Source organism: Streptomyces sp. NPDC056144, from assembly GCF_042264145.1.
In the GTDB taxonomy this organism is placed as follows: domain Bacteria; phylum Actinomycetota; class Actinomycetes; order Streptomycetales; family Streptomycetaceae; genus Streptomyces.
In genome coordinates this window covers 138052-163176 of record NZ_JBHJVF010000006.1, presented here as the reverse complement: position 1 = coordinate 163176, position 25125 = coordinate 138052, and the positions used below count along the sequence as shown (strand labels likewise).

Sequence of the window (25125 nt, the reverse complement as noted above, 5' to 3'; positions counted from 1 at the left end):
CGCTTAGAACGCGGCCTCGTCCAGGTCCATCACCGAGCCGTCGACGGCCTCGGCCAGGGCGCGCTCGGCGCCGACGCCGGGCAGGACGTTGGCGGCGAAGAACTTCGCGGCCGCGATCTTGCCCTGGTAGAAGGGGACGTCCTTGCCGGTGGCGCCCGCGGCCAGCTTCTCGGCGGCGACGGCCGCGCCGCGCAGCAGCAGGTAGCCGACGACGACGTCGCCGGAGGCGAGCAGCAGGCGGGTGGTGTTGAGGCCGACCTTGTAGATGTTGCGGACGTCCTCGCCGGTGGCGGTGAGGTCCGTGATCATCGTGCCGACGATCGCCTCCAGGTCGACGGCCGCCTTGGCGAGCGCGTCGCGGGCGACGGACAGCTCCTCGCCGCCGGTGCCGACCGCGAGGAACTTCTTGATCTCCTCGGACAGCGCGTTCAGGGAGGCGCCCTGGTCGCGGACGATCTTGCGGAAGAAGAAGTCCTGGCCCTGGATGGCCGTGGTGCCCTCGTAGAGGGTGTCGATCTTGGCGTCCCGGATGTACTGCTCGATCGGGTACTCCTGCAGGAAGCCGGAGCCGCCGAAGGTCTGGAGCGACTGCGCGAGCTGCTCGTAGCCCTTCTCGGAGCCGTAGCCCTTCACGATCGGGAGCAGCAGGTCGTTCAGGCCGTGCAGGGCCTTCACGTCCTCGCCGGCCGCTTCCTTGATCGCGATCTCGTCCTGCACGGAGGCCGTGTAGAGGACGAGGGAGCGCATGCCCTCGGCGTACGCCTTCTGCGTCATGAGCGAGCGGCGGACGTCGGGGTGGTGCGTGATGGTGACCTTCGGGGCGGCCTTGTCCATGAAGTTGGCCAGGTCGGTGCCCTGGACGCGCTCCTTGGCGTACTCCAGGGCGTTGAGGTAGCCCGTGGAGAGGGTGGAGATCGCCTTCGTGCCGACCATCATGCGGGCGAACTCGATGATGAGGAACATCTGACGGATGCCCTCGTGCTTGTCGCCGATGAGCCAGCCCTTGGCGGGGTGCTGGTCGCCGAAGGTCATCTCGCAGGTGTTGGAGGCCTTGAGGCCCATCTTGTGCTCGACGTTCGTCGCGTACACGCCGTTGCGCGCGCCCAGCTCGCCGGTCTCCCAGTCGAACTCGTACTTCGGGACCAGGAAGAGGGAGAGGCCCTTGGTGCCGGGGCCGGCGCCCTCGGGGCGGGCGAGGACGTAGTGGAGGATGTTCTCCTCCATGTCGTGCTCACCGGACGTGATGAAGCGCTTGACGCCCTCGATGTGCCAGGAGCCGTCCTCCTGCTGGACGGCCTTGGTGCGGCCGGCGCCGACGTCCGAGCCCGCGTCGGGCTCGGTGAGGACCATGGTGGAGCCCCAGCGCTTCTCGACGGCGATCTGGGCGATCTTCTTCTGCGCCTCGTTGCCCTCGTTGTAGAGGACGCCGGCGAAGGCCGGGCCGGAGGAGTACATCCAGATGGCCGGGTTCGAGCCGAGGAGGAGTTCCGCGTAGGCCCAGACGAGGGAGCGCGGGGAGGTCGTGCCGCCGATGCCCTCGGGGATGCCGAGACGCCAGTACTCCGAGTCCATGAAGGCCTTGTAGGACTTCTTGAAGGAGGCCGGGACCGGGGCGGTGTTGGTCTCGGGGTCGAAGACCGGCGGGTTGCGGTCGGCGTCGGCGAAGGACTCCGCGAGCTCGTTCTCGGCGAGTCGGCGGATCTCGTCGAGGATGCTCTTCGCGGTCTCGACGTCCATCTCCTCGAACGGACCGGTGCCGTACACCTTGTCGCGGCCGAGCACCTCGAAGAGGTTGAACTCGATGTCGCGGAGATTCGACTTGTAGTGCCCCATGGCGACGGCTCCGTAAGGCTCGGGGAGGCAGGTTCCTCGTACACGTACCAGCGAGTAGCAAAACGCTCTCTCCGATGATGCTACCCACCGGTAATAAGGGCAACCCCTTTCGGGTCATCTGTGACGCAGTCGGTGACCCAGTAGGCTCGTGGCCCATGTACGGCTACGAGCAGAATCCGGGTGCCCAGCAGCAGTACGCGCCGCCTCCGCAGGGGCAGTACGCGCCCCAGGGCGGCATGCAGGGCGGCATGCAGGGCGGGATGCCGGGGGGCATGCAAGGCGGGTACGGCCAGCCGCCGCAGCAGCCGCTCTACCCGGAGCCGTCCCCGCCGTCCCTCGCCGACGCCGTGCGCGCCTTCACGACCGGGACGCTCGCGCCCGAGGACTTCCAGCAGATCTTCGCGACCTCGAAGGTCTACTGCCCGCGCGGCGACAACCCCGGCTTCCTCGCGCTGCACAACACCCAGCAGCCGGTCATCCCGATGTTCACCTCGCTCAAGGAGCTGCGGCGGTACGCGGGCAAGGAGTCGAAGTACTTCGTCATCACCGGCGCCGAGGTGATCGACCTGCTCCCGACGGGCTACGGCTTCGTCCTCGACATGGAGGGCGACCACCGCATGGTCTTCGACGCGAAGGCCGTGGAGCAGATGGTCGACTACGCGATGCGGCGGATGTACGGCTGAGCGGAGCGGGTACGCATGAGGGCGCCCGGGAGGAATTCCTCCCGGGCGTTCCGCGTTCCAGGTGGCAGAAAGTTCAGCGTTCAACTAAAGTGGACGTACAAGGTCGTCAGACGAGGTCGTCGTCCCAGGTCGCACCAAGGAGGCCGGTCATGCCCGCCGTGACTGTCGAGAACCCGCTCACCCTGCCGCGCGTCGCCGCCCAGGCCGACGCCGTCGCCCGCCCCGTGCTGGCCGTCACCACGGCCCCCACCGGCTTCGAGGGCGAGGGCTTCCCGGTCCGCCGCGCGTTCGCCGGGGTCAACTACCAGTACCTCGACCCGTTCATCATGATGGACCAGATGGGAGAGGTGGAGTACGCCCCCGGGGAGCCCAAGGGCACGCCCTGGCACCCCCACCGCGGCTTCGAGACCGTCACCTACATCATCGACGGGATCTTCGACCACCAGGACTCCCAGGGCGGCGGCGGCACCATCACCAACGGCGACACCCAGTGGATGACCGCCGGCTCCGGCCTCCTCCACATCGAGGCCCCGCCGGAGTCCCTCGTCGTCAGCGGCGGACTCTTCCACGGCCTCCAGCTGTGGGTGAACCTCCCCGCCGCCGACAAGATGATGGCCCCCCGCTACCAGGACATCCGCGGCGGCCAGGTCCAGCTGCTCACCTCCCCCGACGGCGGCGCGCTGCTCCGCGTCATCGCGGGCGAGCTCGACGGCCACGAGGGCCCCGGCATCACCCACACGCCCATCACGATGATCCACGCCACCCTCCGCCCGGGCGCCGAGATCACCCTGCCCTGGCGCGAGGACTTCAACGGTCTCGCGTACGTCATGGCCGGCCGCGGCACCGTCGGCGCCGAGCGCCGGCCGATCCACCTCGGCCAGACCGCCGTCTTCGGCAAGGGCGGCTCGCTCACCGTCCGCGCCGACGAGAAGCAGGACGGCAACACGCCGGACCTGGAGGTCGTCCTCCTCGGCGGACAGCCGATCCGCGAGCCCATGGCCCACTACGGCCCGTTCGTCATGAACACCCAGGCCGAACTGCGCCAGGCCTTCGAGGACTTCCAGGCCGGCCGCCTCGGGACGATCCCGGCCGTGCACGGAATGGGCGAGTAGGAACCGCGCGGCGCGCGGCACGCTGACGGGCGCGGTGCGCGGCACGCCGACGGGCGTGTCGCGCACCGATAAACGCACCGGCGTGGTCGTCTGGTCGGGTGCAGACCACCAGCCAGCCGCTCCTCCCCGAACCCGCCCGCCGCTTCGCCGCCTGGTGCGTCGTCATGCTGCTCGCCGCGGGCGTCGCGGCGGTCGGCATCTGGCTGTGCATCATCTTCCAGACGGCGGTCACCCCCGTCCTCCTGGCGATCCTCGGCACCGCCCTCCTCGGGCCGCTCCACCGACGCCTGCTCCGCATGAAGGTGCGCCGCGGGCTCGCCGCCGCGCTCACCGTCGCCGCCGTCGTCGCGGTCGTCGGCGGAGCCGGGTACATCGTCACCGCCGCGCTCATCGACACGGGCGCGCAGATCGTCGACTCGCTGCGGCAGGCCGCCTCCGACATCGCCGAGCACTTCGGCGCGGCCGGTACCTCCCTCGACGACGTCGCCAAGAACGCCGAGAGCCTCCTCAAGCGCTTCGGCGGCACCGCCGCCTCCGGGGTGATCAGCGGACTGAGCGTCGTCGCCCAGATGGCGGCCACCGCCGTCCTCGCCCTGCTCCTCATCTTCTTCTTCCTCAAGGACTCCGACCGGGCCGCCGGCGCCCTGCGCTCCGTCGCCCCCCAGGCCATCGGCGACACCGCGGAGGCCATGGCCCGCCGGGCCTACGAGGCCGTCGAGGGGTACATGCGCGGGACGACCTTCGTCGCCCTCGTCGACGCCGTCATCATCGGCCTCGGCCTGCTCGTCCTGGAGGTGCCCGGCGCGGTCGGGCTCGCCGCGCTGGTCTTCGTCACCGCCTACATCCCGTACCTCGGCGCCTTCCTCTCCGGCGCCGTCGCCGTCCTCGTCGCCCTCGCCGACCGGGGCTTCGTCATCGCGCTGTGGGTGCTCGGCGTCGTCCTCGCCGTCCAGATGCTGGAGGGCAACGTCCTCCAGCCGCTCGTGCAGAGCAAGACCGTCCAGATGCACCCGGCCGCCGTCATGCTGGCGATCACGGCCGGCGCCTCGGTCGCGGGCATCCTCGGCATGCTCCTCGCCGTCCCGCTGACGGCCGCCGCCACGGGCATCCTCAGCGAGCTGCGGGCGCGGTTCAAGGCGCGCGCGGCGGAGGAGGCGGAGGCCGCGGGCGGGACCGGCGGCACCGGGGCCGTACCGGAAGCGGGCTGAGTCACCCCGTACGCGTCAGGCGGGCGCCATCCCGCCCGACGGCTCGAAGGACGCCAGGAGCTGTTCCAGGGCCGCCTGGTCGGGGCCGACGAACGGGTCGGCGTCCGGGGCCCCCGCGATCGTCTCCAGCATCCGGTCCGTCATCCGCACCGCCGGCGGCAGGTGCGTGCACAGCACGATCTCCGGGTTCATCTCCCTGAGCGGCGCGATCGTCGCGCGGTACTTCTCCGGGTCGACGACGTGCACCCACGGGCTGTCGATCGCCGCCCACAGCAGCTGTGCCTGCCGCAGCTCCTCCGGCTTGAGGTCGCTCGCGTGCCCGCTCTCCGCGATCTCGGCGCTCGGCATCGGACCGCCGAAGCAGTCGGAGCTGAAGCAGATCCGCGTGCGGTCGTCGTAGAAGCCGACGGTGGCCGGATTGTCGAAGAGCGGCGGCCGGAAGGCGTGCAGGGTGCGGTCGCCGACGTCGAGGGACTGCCCCGGGTTGAGGAAGTACACCCGGTCCATCGGCAGCGCGCGTTCCGTCGTCATGATGCCGAAGCCGAGGAACGTGGTGACCACGCGCGCGCGTGGCGCCGCGTCGAGCAGGTCGAAGATGCCGCCCGTGTGGTCGCGGTCCGGGTGGGTGAGCCAGATCCAGCGGACGTCCGCCGGGTCCATGACCTCGCCGAGCGAGGCGACGAAGTCGCGGTCCTCGACGGAGAGCCCGGTGTCGACGACCACGGGTTCGGCGGCGGTCAGGACGTAGGCGTTGACGGGGATGTGGCCGATCCCGGGGATCGGGAGGCTGTCGGCCAGGACGGTGGTGTCACTGCCGACCTTGTGGGTGTCCATGGCGTACCGCTCCGTGGTCCCCCCGGCGACCGTGCCCGTACCCGTGACGGCGTACCTCACCAGTCTCCTCCGGGTCGCGGGAGGCCGCCCGTCAGGCGGTGCCGAGGTTCTCGTTCAGCTCGAACCAGATCGACTTGCCCTCGCCCCGCGGGTCCACGCCCCACGCGTCCGCCAGCATCTCCATCAGCACGAGCCCGCGTCCGCTCGACGCCATCTCGCCCGGGTGCCGCTTGTGCGGCAGCTCGTCGCTCGTGTCGGAGACCTCCACGCGCAGCCGCCGCCGCCCCGGTGCCACGCAGGCGACCTCGGCGACGAGGAGCGCGTCGCCGTCGGTGTGGACGAGGACGTTCGTCGTCATCTCCGAGACCATGAGGACCGCCGAGTCGAGCTGGTCCTCGTCCACCCAGTCGTGCAGCAGCTGCCGCAGCTGCTCGCGCGCCTCGGCGATCCGCTCCGGCTCCGCCTGCGCGATGGTCATCAGCGTCCGCCGCGGGGCCTCCACCACGGGCCCGGCCGGGCGCCGGGAGAGCAGCAGGACGGCGATGTCGTCCTCGCGGCGGTCGGCGAGCGGGCCGGTCGTGTGGTGCGAGCCGGGGCCGTGGACGGCCTCGACGAGGGTGTCGGCGAGCGTCTCCAGGTCCTCGCCGTCATGGGACTCCAGGAGCTGCTTGACCCGCTCCCAGCCGCTGTCGAGGTCGTGCCCGCCGGTCTCCAGGAGGCCGTCGGTGCAGATCATGAGGGTGTCGCCGGGCTCCAGGGTGAGCCGGGTGGTCGGGTAGTCGCCCTCGGGGTCGATGCCGAGGGGCAGGCCGCCGGCCGTGGGCCTCAGGAGAACCGTTCCGTCGTTCATCCGCACCGCCGGATCGGGATGCCCCGCGCGCGCGATGTCGACCGTGCCCGTCTCCAGGTCGACCTCCAGGTACAGGCAGGTCGCGAACCGCGGGCCGCCGTAGGCCGTGCCGTCGTCCCCGTCGTCGCCGTCGGTGATCTCGTACAGGAAGCGGGAGGCGCGCGCGAGGACGGCGTCGGGCCGGTGGCCCTCGGAGGCGTACGCGCGCAGGGCGATCCGCAGCTGGCCCATGAGGCCCGCGGCACGGACGTCGTGGCCCTGCACGTCGCCGATGACGAGGGCGATACGGGACGGGGCACGCCCGCCGCCGCGGGAGGTCCCGCCGGGCAGCCGGATCATGTCGTACCAGTCGCCGCCGACCTGGAGACCGCCGCCGGTGGGCACGTACCGGGCGGCGACCTGGATGCCGGGGCCGAGGACCGGCATCATCGTCCGCTGGAGACCGAGGGACAGCTCGCGCTCCGACTCGGCCACGCCCGCGCGTGCGAGGGCCTGCGCGAGCATCCGCGCGACCGTCGTGAGCACCGAGCGCTCGTCGGGGGTGAAGGCGACCGGGTGCTTGAAGGCGGCCATCCAGGCGCCCATCGTGCGGCCGGCGACGACCAGCGGCACGAACGCCCAGGAGCGGCGGCCGAAGCGCTGGGCGAGCGGCCAGGTGGTGGGGAAGCGGCGGACGTACTCCTCCGGCGTCGGCAGGTAGATCGCGCGGCCGGTCCGCACGACCTCGGCGGCCGGGTAGTCCGTGTCGAGGGACATCGACGAGAACGGGCCCTCGTCGCCCTGGCTGTGGCCGTGGTGGCCGATGACGGTCAGCCGGTCGCCGGCGACGCCGAAGACGGCGAGCCCGTCGGGGGAGAAGCCGGGCATGGAGAGGGAGGCGGCGACCCGCAGGACCTCGGCCGTGGAGCGGGCCTCGGCGAGCGCGCGGCCCGCGTCGAGGAGGAACGCCTCGCGGGAGCGGCGCCAGTCGCCGGTGATGGGGGTGTGCGCGGCGGTGCCGGGCTGCTGCTCGGCGACCTCCTGGATGGTGCCGACGAGCTGGTAGTCGTCGCCCTCGATCAGCGGCTTGGACCTGCTCCGTACGGTACGGACGACCCGGCCCTGCTCGTCCATGATCCGCAGCCGGGCCTCGGCGAGAGTGTCCTCGGCGACGGCCAGATGGACGACGCCGTCGATCTCGTTCCAGTCGACGGGATGAAAACGGGACCTGACCTGGGCCTCCGTGACCTGCACGGCCTCCGCGGGCAGGCCGAGGAGCCGGGCCGCCTCCGCGTCGAGCGAGACGATTCCGGAGGCGTTGTCCCAGCGCCACAGGCCGGTCGCGATGGCGGCCAGGACGTCCTCGGTGCGCATTGCCCCACTTTATGAATATCGGATAAGCAGCCGCCACATCGGGTCGCCACTGAGCGTATGCGAAGAGGTGTCGGAGGAGGGATCGCAGAGGTATCAGAGGAGGGATCGGAAGGCGGCCGGTACCCTGGGTGACGACGTAAACCAAGCTCCCAAAGACTGGATGAACGACGATGCATCGGTACAGGTCCCACACCTGCGGCGAGCTCCGCTCCTCTGACGTCGGCACCGACGTCCGGCTGAGCGGCTGGCTGCACAATCGGCGCGACCTGGGCGGCATCCTCTTCATCGATCTGCGCGACCACTACGGCATCACGCAGCTCGTCGCCCGCCCCGGCACCGCCGCGGCCGAGGTCCTCGACAAGCTGACGAAGGAGACCGTCGTCCGCGTCGACGGCAAGGTCGTCTCGCGCGGCGCCGAGAACGTGAACCCCGAGCTCGCCACCGGCGAGATCGAGATCGAGGCCGTCGAGGTCGAGGTCCTGGGCGCGGCCAAGCAGATCCCCTTCACGGTCAACGCCGACGACGGCGTGAACGAGGAGCGCCGTCTGGAGTACCGCTTCCTCGACCTGCGCCGCGAGCGCATGCACCGCAACATCATGCTGCGCTCGGCGGTCATCGCCTCCATCCGCAGCAAGATGGTGGCCCTCGGCTTCAACGAGATGGCGACCCCGATCCTCGCCGCGACCTCCCCCGAGGGCGCCCGCGACTTCGTCGTCCCGTCCCGCCTGAACCCGGGCAAGTTCTACGCGCTGCCGCAGGCGCCGCAGCAGTTCAAGCAGCTGCTGATGATCTCCGGCTTCGACCGCTACTTCCAGATCGCGCCCTGCTTCCGCGACGAGGACGCGCGCGCCGACCGCTCGCCGGGCGAGTTCTACCAGCTCGACGTCGAGATGAGCTTCGTCGAGCAGGAAGACGTCTTCCAGCCCATCGAGAAGCTCATGACGGAGATCTTCACGGAGTTCGGCGGCGGCCGCCCGGTCACCTCGCCGTTCCCGCGGATCCCGTTCCGCGAGTCGATGCTGAAGTACGGCAACGACAAGCCCGACCTGCGCACCTCCCTCGAACTCGTCGACATCTCCGACGTCTTCGAGAACTCCGAGTTCAAGGCCTTCGCCGGCAAGCACGTCCGCGCGCTCGCCGTCCCGAACACCGGCGACCAGCCGCGCAAGTTCTTCGACGGCCTCGGCGACTTCGCGGTCTCCCTCGGCGCGAAGGGCCTGGCCTGGGTCCGCGTCGGCGAGGAGAACGCCCTCACCGGCCCCATCGCCAAGTTCCTCACCGAGGAGAACGTCAAGGTCCTCGCCGAGCGCCTCGGCCTGGAGCCCGGCCACGCGGTCTTCTTCGGCGCGGGCGAGTTCGACGAGGTCTCCAAGATCATGGGCCCGGTCCGGGTCGAGGCCGCCAAGCGCGCCGGCCAGTTCGAGGAGAACGTGTTCCGCTTCGCGTGGATCGTGGACTTCCCGATGTACGAGCGGGACGAGGAGACCGGCAAGCTGGACTTCTCCCACAACCCGTTCTCCATGCCGCAGGGCGGCCTGGAGGCCCTGGAGACCCAGGACCCGCTGGACGTCCTCGGCTGGCAGTACGACATCGTGTGCAACGGCATCGAGCTCTCCTCGGGCGCGATCCGGAACCACGAGCCCGAGATCATGTTCAAGGCGTTCGAGATCGCGGGCTACACCCGCGAGACCGTCGAGACCGAGTTCGCCGGCATGCTCCGCGCCTTCGAGTACGGCGCCCCGCCGCACGGCGGCATCGCCCCGGGCGTCGACCGCATCGTCATGCTCCTCGCGGACGAGCCGAACATCCGCGAGACGATCGCCTTCCCGCTCAACGGCAACGCCCAGGACCTCCTGATGGGCGCCCCGCACGAACTGGACGAGTCCCGCCTCCGCGAGCTCAACATCCAGCTCCGCAAGCCGGTCGAGAAGAAGACCGCCGAGCCGACGGCGGACGTCACGACGTCGGTCCACCCGGACGCGGCGCGGTAAGTCGTAGCCGTACGCCGAAGGGCCCGGGATCCACTCTGGATCCCGGGCCCTTTCGGTTGCTTCAGCCTTCGAGAATGTCCTCCACGTATTCGCCGAGTGCTCCGGGAAGGCTGTCTGCGTCAAGCGTTCGCAGGACCGCCACCATTTCCGGCTCGACCAGTGAACCCAGCTGGATGATTGCGTTCAGTTGGGCTTCCAGAGTGGCCGGATCCTTCTCGCACGCCGCACTGGAGGCGAGTACACCTGCGAGGATCCGGCCGTCAGCCAGGGAGTAGGCAGATACCAGGTCTGTCACCTGGTCTGCTGCCAGTCGGCGGATCTCTGTATCGGCGGCCGTGATGTCTCGCACGAGTTCGAGGAGTCGAGCAGGAGGAATAGGCATGAGGCCGCCTCGCGAATCAGTAGGGAAGTGGATATCTGCTCGGCCATGGAATATGGGTGTTGTTCGCGGCGTCCGCATCGTAGTGAGGGCTTGCCGGCTTGTGGACGTTGCGATGGTAGAGCGTGCCCTCCTCGTCTTGATAGCGGCCGCCGATGGAGATTCGGTACACGTCCCCGTTGGCTGCGTTCGATCCAGCAGGTGCCGTGCCGTCTGCATCGTGAACTCGCAGTCGGACCACATTTCCGGTGACTGGGTCGGTCCACTTGTACTCGACGCCCTTCTGTGCCCCGCCGTTGGAGTCCGGAGTCAGATGCCGCATCTCGGCGTCTGGTGGGACAACGTCGAGCGGGTTCCGGTCCCGAAGGTCCCATCCACCGTTTTCCTTCCGGGAGGGGCAGCCGTCCGGAGCCAGCCCCAGCGGATCGCTCCACGTGTGCGGATTGTGGACGTACGTCGACGGGTTCGGGGCCGGGGTCAGGCCCAAGGGGTCCTGGGTGAGGTAGCGGGCCGGTTCTGGGTCGTAGTAGCGGAAGTGGTTGTAGTGCAGGCCCGATTCCGGGTCGAAGTACTGGCCCGGGAAGCGCAGGGGGGTGTACGTCGTCGCGTCGCGGGTCCATGTCGTGGTGCCCCAGAGGGTCGTGCGGGTTCGCCAGGCCAACTCGCCCGACTCGTCGACCAGTTCCGTCGGAGTGCCGATCAGGTCCGTGACGATGGCGAAGAAGCGGTCGTCCGTGGAGTCGGCGGTGGTGCGGCGTTCCGTCTGGGCCAGGGGGCGCAGGCCCGCGTGGTCCCAGGTGAGGGTGACGGTGTCCGTCGTCTGTTCGCAGAGGGTCGTGCCGTCCCACGTGAAGTGGACGGTTTCGAGGGGCGATTGTTTGGAGACGCGCCGGCCCAGGGGGTCGTACGCGTACCGCCACCGCGTGCCGTCCGGTGTCGTCACCGACGTCAGGCGGTCTTCCGCGTCCCACTCGTACCGCCAGGTGTCCGGCTTGCGGGAGAGGCGGGTCTTCTGGCGCAGGATGGTCCGGCCCTGGGCGTCGTGTTCGTAGCGGACCGTGCCCGCGTGCGTGAGGCGGGTGCCCTGGTAGGCGCGTGCGCCTGTCGACGCGTGGGACGGGTGCGTGGCCGGCCAGGACGCCTCCGTCTGGTTGCCGGACGCGTCGTACGCGTACCGCTCCGTCCAGTCCCGCGCGTGGACGGCCGTCACCCGGCCCGCCCCGTCCAGGTCGAAGCGGCGGGCGCCGGTGAGCGCGTCGGTGATGCCGACGAGGCCGCCGTCGGCGCGGTAGGTGTACGCGCGGTGTTGCAGGCGGCGGCGGTCCGGACCGCCCGTGACCTCCTGGTCGGTGAGGCGGCCCAGCTCGTCGTACGCGGAGCTCAGGGCCGCGAATCCGGCTACCTCGCGGTCCGTCTCGCGGCCCAGCTCGTCGTACGCGAACGTCAGTGTCCGGCCCGAGGACGTCAGCTCCGTGCGGCGGCCCGCCGCGTCGTACGCCCACGTGCTCGTCGCTCCGCCCGGCGTGGTCCGGCCGGTCCGCCGCCCCACCGCGTCGTGCGTGAACGTCAGCGTCCGGCCGTTGACCGTCTCGGAGACGAGCCGGCCGTGGCGGTCCCGGAGGCGGGACAGCGTCGTGTCGGGCCCGGTCGCCGAGGACAGCTGGTCGAAGACGTCGTACTCGTACGTCGTGACCGCGCCCTCGGCGTCCTTGCGGACGATCCGGCCGAGGTCGTCGCGGTCGTAGCGGATCGTTTCGCCGATGCCGTTGGTACGGGAGCGGAGCCCGCCCGCCCCGTCGTACGCGTAGCTCAGCGTCCGGTCGTCGAAGTCCGTCTCGGTGACGAGCCGGCCCGCCGGGTCGTAGGCGTAGTCCCAGGTCAGGCCCCCCGGCGCCGTCACCCGGGTCAGGCGCAGGTCCGCGTCGTGGGCGAAGGCGTACCGGGCGCCGTCCGGACCCGTGCGCGAGGTCAGCAGGTCGAAGTCGGTGTACGTGAAGCGGGTCGTGGCTCCGCCCGCGTCCGTATGGCTGAGGCAGTTGCCCTCGCCGTCGTACGTCCAGGATTCCACCGTCCCGTCGGGGGCGGTGCGGCGCGACGGCCTGCCCTCGACGGTCCACTCCAGGCGGGTCTCCGCGCCGAGGGCGTCGGTGACCCGGATCGTTCGGCCGAAGGCGTCGTACGCGTACCGGGTCGTCGCCCCGAGCGGATCGGTCACCGACAGCGGCAGGCCGTGCGCGTCCAGGGTCAGGCGCGTCGTCGCCCCGAGCGGGTCCGTGACGGACGTGAGGCCGCCCCGCTCGTCGTACGCGAACTCCGTCCGCGCGCCCGAGGGGGCCGTCACCGACGTGCGGTTGCCGCGTTCGTCGAACGTCTGGTGGGTGACCGTGCCGTCGGTGCCGGTGATCCGTACCGGGAGGCCGTGCTCGGCGTCGTACGCGACACGGACCTGCCGCCCGTCCGGGCGCTCGAACACCGTCGGACGGCCGTCGTCGTCGTACGTGGTGCGGCTGACCCGGCCCAGGGGGTCGATCCGGGACAGCGGACGGTGGTCGCGGTCGTACGTGCGGCGGGTGACCGCGCCGAGCGCGTCGATCTCGGCGACGACCTGGGAGAGGTCGTTGATCAGGTGCCGTTCGGTGTGCCCGGCGCCCGTGGTGAGGGTGGTGACGCGGAGCCCGGTCGTGGGGTCGACGTCGTCCCAGGTGAAGGTCGAGGCGAGGTGGCCGTTCGCCCCCGACTGGTAGGTGCAGCGGTCCTGGTCGTCGTAGACGTAGTCGAAGCGGCTGCCGTTCGTGTCCGTCCACGAGGTGATACGGCCCTGCTCGTCGCAGCCGAAGCGGAGCGGGCGGCCGGAGGAGTTGGTGACCTCCGTCAGGTGGCCGTCGGTGTAGCCGTACCGCAGGATCTCCTGGTCCGATCCGTCCGCCGCCGCTCCCGCGAGGTGGAGCGCGGTGACCCGGCCCTCGCTCGTGGTGAGTTTCAGGTGGTAGCCGCCGTCGTGGACGATCGCCGTCGGCGCACCGGCCTCGTCGTACGCGAAAGTGATCCGGCGGCCGTTGCGGTCGTCGATCTGCGCGAGGAGCGCGAGGCCGTCGCCGTGGTCGACGAAGTGCCTGACCGTGCGGGTGCCGGGGTCGGTGACCGTGTAGCCGTCCTCGACCCGGTCCAGCGGCCACGGCCGCCCGTGGGCCGGCAGGACCGGGACGCCCGGCGCCGGGTGCGGATAGGCGAGCAGGCTGCCCTCGTCGCAGTTGAGGACGACGCCCTCGGAGTCGATCTCCAGACGCTGGTCCACCGTCGACGACCACGTCGGGCCGAACCAGCGGCCCGAGCGGCGCGAGGAGTCGTGCGTGCGGCGGAAGACGAGGGGAAGCGCGCCGGGCAGCGTGATGTCGGTCTGCGGCAGCAGCATGCGGCCGGTCGCGATGTCGACGGGGTCCTGCTTGCACGCCGTCTCGCCGCAGCGCTTGCCGTTGCTCGCGGGGTTCTTCTCCTGGTCGGCGCGGGTCCCGCCGGGCTTTCCCGTGCCCGGCTTTCCCGTACCGGGCTTTCCCGTACCGGGCTTCGTGCCCTCCGGCAGCTGCTTGGTGACGTCCCGGAGCGCGGTGCGGAGGCCCGTGCGCGCGAGCCCGGTGCCCTTCGTGCCGATCAGCTCCGGCACCAGCCGGCCGAGGAACTCCGCCGGGTCGCCCTTCGCCGCGTCCCAGGCGTTCTTCAGTGCCCGGTCCGGGTTCGCCACCGTCGACACCAGCCCGGCGAGCGTCATGTTGACGCCCTTGTAGTAGTCCACGGGGTGGGTCAGGTTGTACACGTCGGTCGGGTTGACCGAGCGGACGAAGTTGACCAGGCCGGCCGCTCCCTTGACGACGCCGCCGCCGAAGTGGACGAGTTCCACGCCCTGGCCGGCGGCCGAGTCGAGCATGTCCAGCTGGAGCCGCTCCCGGCCCGTGGGCTCCCGGGGAGCGTGCGCCAGCGCGGCGGCGACCGCCGCCTTCGCGGTCTCGGCGGCCTCGTCGCGCGCCCGGCGCGCGTCGCCCAGCATGTCGTGCGCGCGCTGCCGCCGCGCCAGGCCGGGGTCCGAGAACGTCCCCGGGTCGGGCAGGGGGTTCGCGCCGGTGCGCGCCGCGTTGTACGCGTCGACCTTCCGGTTGTACGTGTCGACCGCGTCCTTGGTGGCCTGGTCGCCCTCCTTGTACAGGGCGATCGCCTCGCGGGCCCTGCCCTGGGCGGTGACGACGGCCGAGGAGTACGTCTCCAGGGCCCTGGCGGCGGATTCCATCGCGTCGGCGGCGTGCAGCCAGTCGGTCGGCAGGGCGTGGAACTTCGCCCGGAAGGCGTCGGCCGCCTCGCCCTTCCAGTGACCGGCGTCCAGCTTTCTCAGCCCGGTGCCGACGAGGTCGAACGCGCGGTGGAAGTCCCGGAGGTTCGCCACCGCTTCGGCGATCTTCTCCGGCTTGCCGTGGACGAGCTCGTCGGCGTCCTCGGTCTGCCCGAGCTGCTTCTCGCCGATCTCCGCGCCGAGCGAGGACGCGGCCCCGTCCCCCCAGTCCTCGACCGCGTCCGCCCAGTCGTGCGCGCCGAGGCTGTCGAGGCCCTGGCCGGTCTTGTCCGTGAGGTAGTCGACGCCTTCGCCGACCGCCCGTTTGCCCGCGTCGACGCCTTCGCCGATCTTGTCGATCCCCTTGTCGACCAGCCCGCCCCAGTCCACCATCAGCCGTTCTCCCCCCAGCGCGGCTGCTCGGCCTGTTCGACGGTCTCCTGGTCGGGCCGGAACTCCTCGCGGAGGCGCTCGTCCATCAGCCGACGCTCCTCGGGGCTGATCTGCCCCGAGCTTTCCATCGCGTCCAGCGCCGAATCCGCCACGTCGTAACCGGTGTTGTTCCAGGTCTGCTCGACCTCGTTCCGGGCTTCGAGCAGATCGCGGGCGTCGAGGCCGGCGCCGTCCCAGGTGTGCTGGTCGCGGACGGTCTCCCAGCGCATCTCCTTCACCTCGTCCTCGGACAGGTGCGGGTTGCCGTTGACCGAGTTCACGCCGATCTTGATCGTGTCCTTGATGTACCGCTCCTGTTCCGCGAAGGAGCCCGCGGACAGGCCGACGTCCTGCGCGAATTGGTTCCCGCGCAACGTCAGCGACCGCACGCCCCACTCCCACCGGTCGCAGAAGGTCGTGAAGGCCTCGGTCAGACCCCCGTGGCCCAACTCGACTCCGGACAGGGCGAGGTCGGAGAAGCCCCGGCCCATCGACGCCTGGCCGATCAGGCCGAGATCCTTCAGTTCGGAGTGGGCCAGGTCCAGGCCCTTGGCTATCGCCGCGAGCGCGTCCGACGGGGCGGCGAGATCGGGATCGTTCCCGCTCATCGCCCCTCCCGGGCCTCGTCGGCGCCGAGGTCCACCGCCGCCGCGGCGGGCACGATCCCCGCGACGGGCGGGAAGAGCGCGCCGTCCGTGCTGCCCGCGTCGAGGGCGACCCCGCCCGGGCCGGGCAGCATCGGCACCATCACGTCGAGGAGGCGGGCGCCGAGGACGGTCCGGTACGTCCATTCCCGCCCGGCCTCCCCTCGCGCGCCCGCGAACCGGGCCAGCGCCGCCTCGTCCGAGAACGCGCAGATCCACCGGACTCCGCCGAAGTCGGTGGTCCAGAGGCTGCCGGTGTCGTCGAAGGGGACGAGGACGGCGGTACGCCGGAACTCACCGAGCAGACGGGCGAACGCGCGACGGGCACCGGCTGTGGGATCGGCGGATTCGGACGGCGGTGGCGGGGACGCTTCGGTCTCGGGAGGCCCGGCCAGGTCCTCTAACCGCAGCGGAGAGTGAGGCACCGTCGTGTCGTCCCGGGTCGCGTCCACCCCGGCATGCTGGCACGCGGTCGTACGCGTGAGCGACGCGCGCGGAGGGATTCCGTCAGGTCGCCGACGGGGCCGAGGGAGCCGAGGGAGCCGGCTCGGGGAGGGGCGGCAGGGGGAGGGGGAGGCCCGGGAGGCCGTCCATGCTCTGGGCTATGTGGTCCTTCTTCGCGAAGTAGGCGCTCAGGGAGGCGTCGTCCTCGCGGGCGAAGCGCTTGCCGTGGAGGTCGCGGTCCTCGTCGTACGACATGAAGGGGACGCCGTAGCCGCAGGAGTCGCGGACGAGGTCGGCGGTGACCACGATGATCGCGCGGAGGCCGTGGAGCGTGGGGTCGATGTCGGGGAAGTGCGCGAGCAGTTCGGCGAACCGCTCGTCGTCGCGGAAGACGGGCTCACCGCGACCGTGGACGCGCACGATGTTCGGCGGGCCCTGGAAGGCGCACCACATGACGGTGATGCGGCCGTTCTCCCGCAGGTGCGCGACGGTCTCCGAGGTGCTTCCCGCGAAGTCGAGGTAGGCGATGCGCTGTTCGTCGAGAACGGCGAAGGAGCCCTTGAGGCCCTTGGGGGAGAGGTTGACCGTTCCGTCGCCGTCCAGCGGCGCGGTCGCGGTGAAGAAGATCGGCTGCTGCTCGATGAAGGTCCGGAGACGGCCGTCGATGCGTTCGTAAGTCTTTCCCATGTCTAAGGATTATGCGGCTAAACCCTTCGCTTGTCTAAGGAGTGGCCGGGTCGGTGGCCGTCAGGCCTCGAGGTCGAAGGTCTCTTCGGCGGAGGCCGCGGTGACGGAGCGGGTGAGCCACGTGCGCAGGAGGTCGGCGTCGGTGCAGCTGGTGATGCGGTTCCGGACGTCGTCGGGGACGTCGAGCCCGCGCTGTTCGAGGACCAGCAGTATGGCTTCGGCGCCGGCCTGGGCGCGGCCTTCGACGCGGCCCTGGGCACGGCCCTCGGCGCGGCCCTCGTCCCGGAGTTCCTTGGAGAGGTAGGCCTTAGTGGTCAGGCCCTCGCCCTGGGATGGCGTCCCGGCGGGGGCTGACTTATGTCTGCGGTCGGTCATATGCCAACCGTTCTTAGCGATGTTGGCCACTGCTGGCCGACTCGCATCAAACCGGACTAATCCGGCGACCCCGCGAACGGTGTTCGGGATCGGGGAACAGCGCGAGTTGGTCACTGTGGCTCGGTCGAGTCTTGCCGCCCGTGGTGGGCGTGCTCGCTGTCCTGGGTGGGCTCGCGGTCCCACGGGCCCTGGGTATGGGTGCGGCCTGGCCGGTAGCTCTCCGCGCCACGATCCTCCGGTCGTGGGCGGTCACACCTGGCCGTCGCCGTGCCCGGTACCCGAGGGCGCGTCGTCCAATGGCCACCGAGGCACCGTGGTGCCGGGTGACGGTGGTCTGTCGGTTGGTCTGCTGGAGCGGGGTCTTCCAGTACCGCTCGCCCCAGGCGCTGGTGTAGGCGGGGTCGACCGCGATCACGAGCAGCCCGGCGTGGAAGGCCATCGAGCGCAGCCGCTCGCGGAACCGCCCGGTGGGAATGGCGGCGACGGTGCGGCGGAACGTCTTGCCGCGCTTGCCGCGTCCCATGGTCTCGCGGCCGGTGGCGCGGGCGTCGTCGAAGCCGAGGTTCTCGATCGCGATGCCCGCGCAGTGATGGTCGCGGGCGATGTGGATCAGTTCGGAGATCGCGGCGCGCAGGCGTCCGTCCCGCTGGGACGTGGGCCCGCTCGCCGCGATGGGGACGGTGCGCGGTTTACCGATGGGGTTGCCGTGCGGGTCGAGGACGTAGGCGGCGAGGTGGTCGGCGTTGAGGTCGACACCGAGCAGGCGTTGGCCGGCCTGTCGGAGTTCTTCCGGCGTGGGCAGTACAGCGGTCTCGGCGGACCAGGAGGCGTCGAGGTACCACCGGCCGCGCACCGGGTCGTGCACGATGTCGTAGCGGACGGCCCGGTTCACGGTGGTCCGGTCGAGCCACTCCTCCCGCCGGTGCGAGAAGGCGACCGCGCACGTGAGTCGGTACCGGCCCCTGGGGGCGTTCGCCAGATGCCGCAGCGGCTCGGGCAGGACGATCGACACCTCGCCCGTCTCCGGGGTGACGGTGATCGTGTAATTGCCGTACGGGGCCCCCGACTCGCCGTCAGCGGTCAGGAACAGGCGGGTAGCTTCCCACCGATGCCGCCACTCCACCTCGGTGAGTCCGGCGGCGGCGAGGTTGTGCCGCACCTTGGTCAGCCGTCTGCCACCGGCCACGATGGCCGGCCGGCCACCTTCCATGCGGGCCTTCACGTCGACCAGGCGAGTTCTGAGCATCGCGAGGCGGCGCTGCTTGGACCAGCGTTCGGCCTGGTCCGCATAGCCCCGGACCTTGCCGTTGCGCTGTCCGCACGGCACCGCGAGCCGCTTCTCGATGGCGCGGACAGCCCGGCGGAGAGAAGCACGCTCATCGGACAGGCACCGCAAGGACAGCTGGTACTGGTCCTCCGACGCGCGGGTCATCGCCCCCGCCCACCGCGACGACGACACGGCGGTGAGCTGTCTCTTTCGCTCCGCCCGCCGATTGTCCCTGGCCTTCACCCGCCCGATGCCGACACGCTTCGCGAGATCGGCCCGCTGATGGCGGCCCAACAGCTCGCCGACCAGCCGCAGCACCTCCGCCTCACCCGCTGTCACCCGCAGCCGGTCCCGGATACGAGCCCCGGTGGGCGCGGCAACCGTGAACGGGGCCGCGATGAACCGCAGTTCACGCCTCCTGCCACGCTTGCGCGCCACCGGACACCCCTCCCCTGATCGCATCGAACTCCACTGCCACCACCGATCATCCGTGCCGCAGAGCGCAATATCCCGACAACCGCCCCCGTTCACCCCATCGAGGGACACATTGGCCAACTACGGCCAATAGGGGAGGACCGGTGGGGTCTGGTGGGGTTTCTCTCTCGTCGTCCTTGGGGAGGTCGACCGGCCCACCGGAACGCAGAAAACCGAGATCCGGTGGGTGTGCCGTTCGTGCTGGTCAGGGGCGTGGGAAGGCGAGCTCCGCCCACACGGTCTTCCTCGGTACGGGGCCGGTCTCCACGCCCCACCTGTCCGCGAGCGCCCCCACCAGGAGCAGCCCCCTCCCGGACTCGCGTTCGGGCGAGGGAGGCGTGACGCGCGGGAGGTCCGCGCCCCTGGTGTCCGTCACCTCGACCCGCACCGTGTCGGCGTCCACGAGGAGCTCCAGCCGGAAGTCCCGTCCGGGGACCCGGCCGTGTGTCGTCGCGTTCAGGGCCAGCTCGGCGACCACTTGTTCGGTCGACTCGACGACTCCGCACGGCAGTTCCCGTGCCCTCAGCCATTCCCCCGCGAGCAGCCGGGCGAGACGCGCGCCTCGTGGCGTGGAGGAGAGCAGGACCATGAAGTGGTCTGAGTGCGGCGGTAGTTGGATGGTGGTGTTCTTCTCGTTCACGCCGCCGAGCCTGGCCGCGCCGCACTACCGTGAACAGTGACTTCGCCGTTGCGTAGGGCGACTGTCCGGCGCTTGTCCACTGCTGTCCGGGCTGTCCACACCCCCGCCACGGGTAGGGGTCTCGCGCCATCAGAGGGGCGAGGGAAGGGTGCGGTATGTCGGTGGACGGTGGGACCCAGCGGCTCAAGACGGAGGCGGACGAGCCGGGTTGGGAGGTCGATCCCGACGACGAATGGGGCGTCGCCGTCGTCGAGACGGTCGGGCGGCAGCTGCGGCTGCGACGGGAGGCGGTCGGGATGCGCGCCGCCGAGCTCGGTGAGGCCACCGGGTACGGCGAGGACATGATCTACAAGATGGAGAGCGGGAAGCGGATTCCCCGGCCCGAGTTCCTCGACAAGGTGGACGAGGTCCTGGGCGCGGGCGGGCTGATCGCGGCCATGAAGGAGGACGTGGCGAAGGTCCGGTACCCGAAGAAGGTTCGCGCCTTGGCCAAGATGGAGGCCCAGGCCGTGGAGCTTCAGCTGTACGACCCGCTCAACATCCATGGACTGTTGCAGACGTCGGAGTACGCCCGTGGGCTGCTTCTCATGCGACGCCCGGCGTACACGCCTGATGACGTGGATCGGATGGTGGCGGGCCGTGTGTCCCGTCAGGCCGTCTTCGCGAGGGACCCGGCGCCTGAGATCAGCTTCGTCCTGGAGGAGTGGACGCTTCGACGTCCGCTGGGTGGACGAGAACGGCTGCGTGCCCAGCTGGCGCATCTGTTGGAGATCGGGCGGCTGCGGAACGTCGAGCTGCAGGTCATGCCGATGGACCGGGAGGAACACGCCGGTGTGGACGGGGGAATCGAGGTGCTGAAGTTTGGTGACGGATCAGTGGTCGGTCGCTCCCCCGTGGTCGCCAACGGTCGGCCCGTGACCGAGCGCAAACAGCTCCATATCCTTGAGTTGCGGTATGGCATCATCCGGGCGCAGGCTCTCACTCCCCGTGAGTCGACTGCCCTCATCGAGCAACTGCTGGGAGAAACATGATCCGCAACACCTCGGCCGGGGACGCTTCCGAACTGGCCTGGTTCAAGAGCAGTTACAGCAGCGGTAGCGAGGGTGACTCCTGCATCGAGGTCGCCTGGCGCAAGAGCAGCTACAGCAGCAGCAGCGAGGGTGACTCCTGCGTCGAGATCGCCACCACCCCCGCCACCGTCCACGTCCGCGACTCCAAGAACATCGGCGGCCCCCAGCTCGCCCTGACCCCGACCGCGTGGGCCGGGTTCGTGTCGTACGCCGTCAGCGGCTGACGTCGAGCCGGTCGCCCTCGCCGAGGCGTTCGCACGGGCCGCCCGTCAGGTGGACCCGGCCGCTGTGGGGCGGGTCGAAGAACGGCACCGTCCTGCCGTAGCGCTCGATGCCGTCCACGACGTACCTCTCCCCGGTTCCCTCCTGGGAGAGGACGTCGCCGACGCGGATCACGCCGCCCAGGCAGCGGACCACGCACCAGGCCGACTCCCCGTGGTCCGACGGGTCGGGATCCACCCAGTAGATCTCGATCCGGCCGCGCGTCTCGTCCTCGGAAGAATTTTTTCCCGGGCTGTCACACATGCCGTCCCCGCTCCGTCAGTGCTGTGTCCGGCTCGGTCGAGGCGGACGCGGAGAGGCTGAAGGAGCCCGAGATGTTCGACCAGACGTTCGCCGAGATGTCCACCACCGTCGCCGTCCTCGCCGGTATCGGCGCCTTCATGGCCCTCTTCTCCGGTGGCGCGATCTTCGCCCGTGCCGCGTTCGTCGTCCAGCCGCTCGCCGAGTACGGCGTCCCGCGCTCCTGGTGGAACTGGCTCGGCGCCGCCAAGGTCGCCGGTGGGCTCGGACTCGTCCTCGGGTTCTCCGTCCCGGTGATCGGGGTCCTCGCCGCCGTCGGGATCGTCCTGTACTTCACCGGGGCCGTCGTCACGGTGCTCCGCGCCCGCGCCTACGGGCACGTCGCCTTTCCGGTGATCTACATGGCGCCCGCGCTCGCCGCGCTGGTCCTGGCCGTCTGAGGGCGTGCGCGTACGGCGAAGGCCGCCGCCCCTCACCAGGGGGACGGCGGCCTTCGTCGTGACGTGTGGTGTCAGTCCTTCTTCGGCTCCTCCAGGCGCGGGAACAGCACCGCGCCCTTCGTCACCGTCGCACCCGCCGGGAGCTTGCCCCAGACGCCCGCGTCCTGGACCGGCTGGTCGGCCAGCGCGCCCAGGGACGCCTCGGCGCCCAGCGAGTCCCAGAGGGCCTGCGAGGTCTCCGGCATGATCGAGTTCAGGAGGACGGCGACGGCGCGGAGCGACTCGGCGGCCGTGTAGAGGATCGTCGCGAGACGGGCCTGGCCCTCGGCCGACTCGTCCTTCGCGACCTTCCACGGCTCCTGCTCCGTGATGTAGCCGTTGACCTGCTTCACGAAGTCGAAGATCGCCAGGATGCCGGCCTGGAAGTCCAGCTCCTCGCCGATCTTCGCGTCCGCCGTCGCGACGGCCTTCGCCAGACCGTCGTGGATGGCCTTCTCCGCGTCGCCGTCGGCCGTCGAGGCCGGCAGCGCGCCGCCGAAGTACTTGCCGACCATCGCCGCCACGCGCGAGGCGAGGTTGCCGTAGTCGTTCGCCAGCTCGGACGTGTAGCGGGCGGTGAAGTCCTCCCACGAGAACGAACCGTCCTGGCCGAAGGCGATCGCCCGCAGGAAGTACCAGCGGTACGCGTCCACGCCGAAGTGCGAGGTCAGGTCCTGCGGCTTGATGCCCGTCAGGTTCGACTTCGACATCTTCTCGCCGCCGACCATCAGCCAGCCGTTCGCCGCGACCCGGCCCGGGACCGGCAGGCCCTGCGCCATCAGCATCGCGGGCCAGATGATCGCGTGGAAGCGGAGGATGTCCTTGCCGATGAGGTGGACGTCCGCCGGGAAGGTCTCGTCGAACTTCGCCTGGTCGGAGCCGTAGCCCACGGCCGTCGCGTAGTTCAGGAGCGCGTCGATCCACACGTAGATGACGTGCTTGTCGTCCCACGGGACCGGGATGCCCCAGTCGAACGTCGAGCGGGAGATCGACAGGTCCTCAAGGCCCTGCTTCACGAAGTTCAGGACCTCGTTGCGGGCCGACTCCGGCTGGATGAAGCCCGGGTTCGCCTCGTAGAACTCAAGGAGCTTCGGGCCGTACTCGCTCAGCTTGAAGAAGTAGTTCTCCTCCTTGAGGATCTCCACCGGCTTCTTGTGGACGGCGCAGAGCTTGGTGCCGTCCTCCGCCTCGATGAGATCGCCCGGGAGCTTGAACTCCTCACAGCCGACGCAGTACGGGCCCTCGTAGCCGCCCTTGTAGACCTCGCCCTTGTCGTACAGGTCCTGCACGAACTCCTGCACGCGGTCCGTGTGACGCTTCTGCGTGGTGCGGATGAAGTCGTCGTTCGCGATGTTCAGGTGCTCCCAGAGGGGCTTCCACGCCTCCTCGACGAGCTTGTCGCACCAGGCCTGGGGCGTGACGTTGTTCGCCTCGGCCGTGCGCATGATCTTCTGACCGTGCTCGTCCGTGCCGGTGAGGTACCACACCTTCTCGCCGCGCTGACGGTGCCAGCGCGTGAGCACGTCGCCTGCGACGGTCGTGTAGGCGTGGCCCAGGTGAGGAGCGTCGTTGACGTAGTAGATCGGGGTCGTGACGTAGAACGCCTTCGTCCCCTGCTTCTCGATTCCAGTGGCCGCCATGGTGCGAATTTTAACGGGCCCGGCGGGACCCGTTCACACCGTTAAACGTGGGGGGAGGCCTCCCCTCCCCCCACGTCCACCCGGATCAGAGCTCCAGGCCGGCCAGCAGGCCCCGGTAGAAGGCCGCGTGCGCCGTCTCCGAGGGGGTCGCGCCGGGGAAGTACGCGGCGGTGCGGGGAGCCGTGTCGAGCTTGCGGACGTAGTCGAACGCCTTGTTGTCCTCCTCGCCCCAGGCCACGAAACGCCAGTGCAGCGGGCGGTCCGCCGCCTCCGCGAGGGCCTGCGTGGCGGCCGTCTTCGACTCCGGCGCGCCGTCCGTCTGGAAGACGACCAGGGCGGTACGGGTCGGGTCGGCCTTCTCGTGGTGGGCGAGGACCTCCTCGACGGCCCGGTGGTAGTTCGTACGGCCCAGGCGGCCGAGGGTGCCGTTGATCTCCTCGACGCGGGTCGGCGTGAGGCCGGCGGGGGTCAGGTCGACCGTGCCGTCGATGTCCGTCGAGAAGAAGACGGTCGTGACGGTCGCGTCCTCGTCGAGGTGCGCGGCGAGCGCGACGATCTGCTCGGCGAGGCGCTGGACGGAGCCGTCCTTGAAGTAGCCGCGCATCGAGCCGGAGCGGTCGACGACCAGGTAGACGGAGGCGCGCGCCCCCGTCAGCCCCTGCTTCTTGAGCACGGCACCGGCGGCCTTGTAGGCGTCGGCAAGGTGGGGGGCGGCGGCCTTGACCGCGGCGAGGGAGACGGCCGGGACGCCGGTGGGCTCCTCCGCCGCCGCCGGGCTCGCCTCGGAGGCGACGACGACGGTCTCGGCGGAGGGTACGAGCTCCGCCTCGCCCCCGTCCCGCACCGGCGGAGCGGCCACGACCTCAGCCTCACCGCCCGCGCCCGCGTCGGCTCCGGTGGTGGCCTCCGCCTCCACCGGGGCGACGTCCGCCGTGGCCTCCGACTCCGCCGTGGCCTCCGACTCCGCCGTGGCCTCAGACTCCACCGGGGTGGCGTCTGCCGGGGTGGCGTCTGCGGGGGTGGCGTCCGCTGCGGCGACGTCCACCGGGGTGGCGTCTGCCGGGGCGACGTCTGCCGGGGTGGCGCCCGCCGGGGTGACGTCCGCCTCGGCGACGTCCGCCTCGGCGACGGCGGTCTCCGCTTCGTCCGCGGCGGCCGTCTCCGCTTCGTCCGCGGCGGCGGGCGCCTCCGGCTCCGCCGACTCGCTCGCGGCGGCGGTGGCCGCCTCGGTCTCGGCCTCGGTCTCCGTCTCGGCCTCGTCGGCGGTCGCCGTCGCCGTCGCCGTCGGCGCCGCCTCCGGCGCCTCGACGGCTTCGGCGTCGACCGCAGCCTCGACCTCGGCGGCGGCCTCGGCGGCGGCCTCGGCCTCGACCTTGTCCTCGGCCTTGTCCTCGGCCTCGACCTTCGCCTCGACCGGCTCCGCCGTCTCGGCGGTGGCCGTGCCCGTTCCCTCGACCCGTGCCCTCGGCACCTGCGGGTTGTCGAACGACGCCGATACCAGGTCGTCCGCCGCGCGGCGTGCCGCCGCTTCCGGGGTGTCGCCCGGCTCCGATGTGGTCTCACGCGTCTGGGGCGGGACGGAGGTTGCCGGGGTGGTGTCCTCGCGGTCCCGGCCGAATACCTTGCGCAGCATGCTCCGAATACCCATGGGCGAACCCTTTCGCATGAGTGAGGGGTGCAGTGTGAATGTCCGAACTGGGCGTTTCGGGACTTTCATCCCTGGCCAGGGCAGACACGTAAGGTTAGCGGCCACCCCCTCCGCTTCCCGTGACCCGGTCGCCTCCGGATGCCGTGCATTCATTCGGCGTTCATTTCGCTGCCGTCCCCGTGCAGATATGCCCCCATAGCGTCACCGCCGATGGGATCCGACGGGTCCCCGACGTATACATG

21 protein-coding genes are annotated in these 25125 nt (G+C 70.6%); 7 read left to right on the top strand and 14 right to left on the bottom strand.

Annotated elements, in window-relative coordinates:
• Positions 1 to 3 precede the first annotated feature (3 nt).
• Positions 4 to 1833: an acyl-CoA dehydrogenase gene (locus ACFC0Z_RS20090; RefSeq protein WP_376439552.1), complete on the bottom strand. Its 1830-nt coding sequence runs from the start codon at positions 1831 to 1833 to the stop codon at positions 4 to 6.
• A 155-nt stretch (positions 1834 to 1988) separates the two neighbouring features.
• Between ACFC0Z_RS20090 and ACFC0Z_RS20085 the strand changes: the two genes are divergently transcribed.
• From ACFC0Z_RS20085 to ACFC0Z_RS20075, 3 genes are all read left to right on the top strand, one after another.
• Entirely contained in the window at positions 1989 to 2516 is a 528-nt protein-coding gene (locus ACFC0Z_RS20085) for an SseB family protein (RefSeq protein ID WP_376439550.1), read from the top strand.
• A gap of 149 nt (positions 2517 to 2665) precedes the next feature.
• A complete protein-coding gene (locus ACFC0Z_RS20080) occupies positions 2666 to 3628 on the top strand; it encodes a pirin family protein (RefSeq protein ID WP_376439547.1) in 963 nt (320 codons plus the stop codon).
• Between the two features lie 164 nt (positions 3629 to 3792).
• Positions 3793 to 4836, top strand: a complete 1044-nt coding sequence (locus ACFC0Z_RS20075) for an AI-2E family transporter (RefSeq protein WP_376440302.1) — start codon at positions 3793 to 3795, stop codon at positions 4834 to 4836.
• Between the two features lie 15 nt (positions 4837 to 4851).
• On the opposite strand, the gene ACFC0Z_RS20070 is transcribed toward ACFC0Z_RS20075, so the two are convergent.
• Both ACFC0Z_RS20070 and ACFC0Z_RS20065 read right to left on the bottom strand, forming a co-directional pair.
• The gene (locus ACFC0Z_RS20070) at positions 4852 to 5670 is read right to left on the bottom strand and encodes an MBL fold metallo-hydrolase (protein WP_376440299.1); all 819 of its coding nucleotides are present in this window, start codon (positions 5668 to 5670) and stop codon (positions 4852 to 4854) included.
• Positions 5671 to 5761: 91 nt separating this feature from the next.
• Positions 5762 to 7873 (bottom strand): SpoIIE family protein phosphatase, encoded by a 2112-nt coding sequence (locus ACFC0Z_RS20065; protein WP_376439544.1) that lies wholly within the window; start codon positions 7871 to 7873, stop codon positions 5762 to 5764.
• 170 nt (positions 7874 to 8043) lie between these two features.
• Here ACFC0Z_RS20065 and aspS point away from each other — a divergent pair, with 170 nt between their 5' ends.
• Positions 8044 to 9864 (top strand): aspartate--tRNA ligase, encoded by a 1821-nt coding sequence (gene aspS, locus ACFC0Z_RS20060; RefSeq protein ID WP_376439541.1) that lies wholly within the window; start codon positions 8044 to 8046, stop codon positions 9862 to 9864.
• A 61-nt stretch (positions 9865 to 9925) separates the two neighbouring features.
• On the opposite strand, the gene ACFC0Z_RS20055 is transcribed toward aspS, so the two are convergent.
• The 8 genes from ACFC0Z_RS20055 to ACFC0Z_RS20020 all read right to left on the bottom strand — a co-directional run bounded on the left by ACFC0Z_RS20055 (position 9926) and on the right by ACFC0Z_RS20020 (position 19524).
• Complete coding sequence (locus ACFC0Z_RS20055) at positions 9926 to 10213, bottom strand: hypothetical protein (RefSeq protein ID WP_376439540.1); 288 nt, start codon at positions 10211 to 10213, stop codon at positions 9926 to 9928.
• Between the two features lie 49 nt (positions 10214 to 10262).
• Positions 10263 to 14954, bottom strand: coding sequence for a putative T7SS-secreted protein (locus ACFC0Z_RS20050; RefSeq protein ID WP_376439537.1), 4692 nt, complete (start codon positions 14952 to 14954; stop codon positions 10263 to 10265).
• Entirely contained in the window at positions 14954 to 15601 is a 648-nt protein-coding gene (locus ACFC0Z_RS20045; RefSeq protein WP_376439534.1) for a hypothetical protein, read from the bottom strand. The genes ACFC0Z_RS20050 and ACFC0Z_RS20045 overlap by 1 nt, the downstream gene beginning before the upstream one ends.
• On the bottom strand, positions 15598 to 16089 hold the full coding sequence (locus ACFC0Z_RS20040) for an SseB family protein (protein WP_376439532.1): 492 nt from the start codon (positions 16087 to 16089) through the stop codon (positions 15598 to 15600). The genes ACFC0Z_RS20045 and ACFC0Z_RS20040 overlap by 4 nt, the downstream gene beginning before the upstream one ends.
• A gap of 55 nt (positions 16090 to 16144) precedes the next feature.
• Complete coding sequence (locus ACFC0Z_RS20035; protein WP_376439529.1) at positions 16145 to 16768, bottom strand: pyridoxamine 5'-phosphate oxidase family protein; 624 nt, start codon at positions 16766 to 16768, stop codon at positions 16145 to 16147.
• A 60-nt stretch (positions 16769 to 16828) separates the two neighbouring features.
• Entirely contained in the window at positions 16829 to 17143 is a 315-nt protein-coding gene (locus tag ACFC0Z_RS20030) for a hypothetical protein (RefSeq protein WP_376439526.1), read from the bottom strand.
• A gap of 46 nt (positions 17144 to 17189) precedes the next feature.
• Positions 17190 to 18848, bottom strand: a complete 1659-nt coding sequence (locus ACFC0Z_RS20025) for a hypothetical protein (RefSeq protein WP_376439523.1) — start codon at positions 18846 to 18848, stop codon at positions 17190 to 17192.
• A gap of 241 nt (positions 18849 to 19089) precedes the next feature.
• Positions 19090 to 19524: an ATP-binding protein gene (locus ACFC0Z_RS20020; RefSeq protein ID WP_376439521.1), complete on the bottom strand. Its 435-nt coding sequence runs from the start codon at positions 19522 to 19524 to the stop codon at positions 19090 to 19092.
• 155 nt (positions 19525 to 19679) lie between these two features.
• Between ACFC0Z_RS20020 and ACFC0Z_RS20015 the strand changes: the two genes are divergently transcribed.
• Positions 19680 to 20555 carry a helix-turn-helix domain-containing protein gene (locus ACFC0Z_RS20015; protein ID WP_376439518.1) on the top strand — a complete coding sequence of 292 codons (876 nt, stop codon included), beginning with the start codon at positions 19680 to 19682 and terminating at the stop codon, positions 20553 to 20555.
• Entirely contained in the window at positions 20552 to 20818 is a 267-nt protein-coding gene (locus tag ACFC0Z_RS20010; RefSeq protein ID WP_376439515.1) for a DUF397 domain-containing protein, read from the top strand. Before ACFC0Z_RS20015 ends, ACFC0Z_RS20010 begins: the two co-directional genes overlap by 4 nt.
• Here the strand turns inward: ACFC0Z_RS20010 and ACFC0Z_RS20005 are convergent.
• Positions 20808 to 21119, bottom strand: coding sequence for a hypothetical protein (locus ACFC0Z_RS20005; RefSeq protein ID WP_376439513.1), 312 nt, complete (start codon positions 21117 to 21119; stop codon positions 20808 to 20810). The genes ACFC0Z_RS20010 and ACFC0Z_RS20005 overlap by 11 nt on opposite strands.
• A gap of 71 nt (positions 21120 to 21190) precedes the next feature.
• Here ACFC0Z_RS20005 and ACFC0Z_RS20000 point away from each other — a divergent pair, with 71 nt between their 5' ends.
• Positions 21191 to 21556, top strand: a complete 366-nt coding sequence (locus ACFC0Z_RS20000; protein WP_376439510.1) for a DoxX family protein — start codon at positions 21191 to 21193, stop codon at positions 21554 to 21556.
• 71 nt (positions 21557 to 21627) lie between these two features.
• Here the strand turns inward: ACFC0Z_RS20000 and metG are convergent, their stop codons facing one another.
• Both metG and ACFC0Z_RS19990 read right to left on the bottom strand, forming a co-directional pair.
• Entirely contained in the window at positions 21628 to 23235 is a 1608-nt protein-coding gene (gene metG, locus ACFC0Z_RS19995; protein WP_376439508.1) for a methionine--tRNA ligase, read from the bottom strand.
• Positions 23236 to 23320: 85 nt separating this feature from the next.
• Entirely contained in the window at positions 23321 to 24868 is a 1548-nt protein-coding gene (locus ACFC0Z_RS19990; protein ID WP_376439506.1) for a VWA domain-containing protein, read from the bottom strand.
• Positions 24869 to 25125 lie beyond the last annotated feature (257 nt).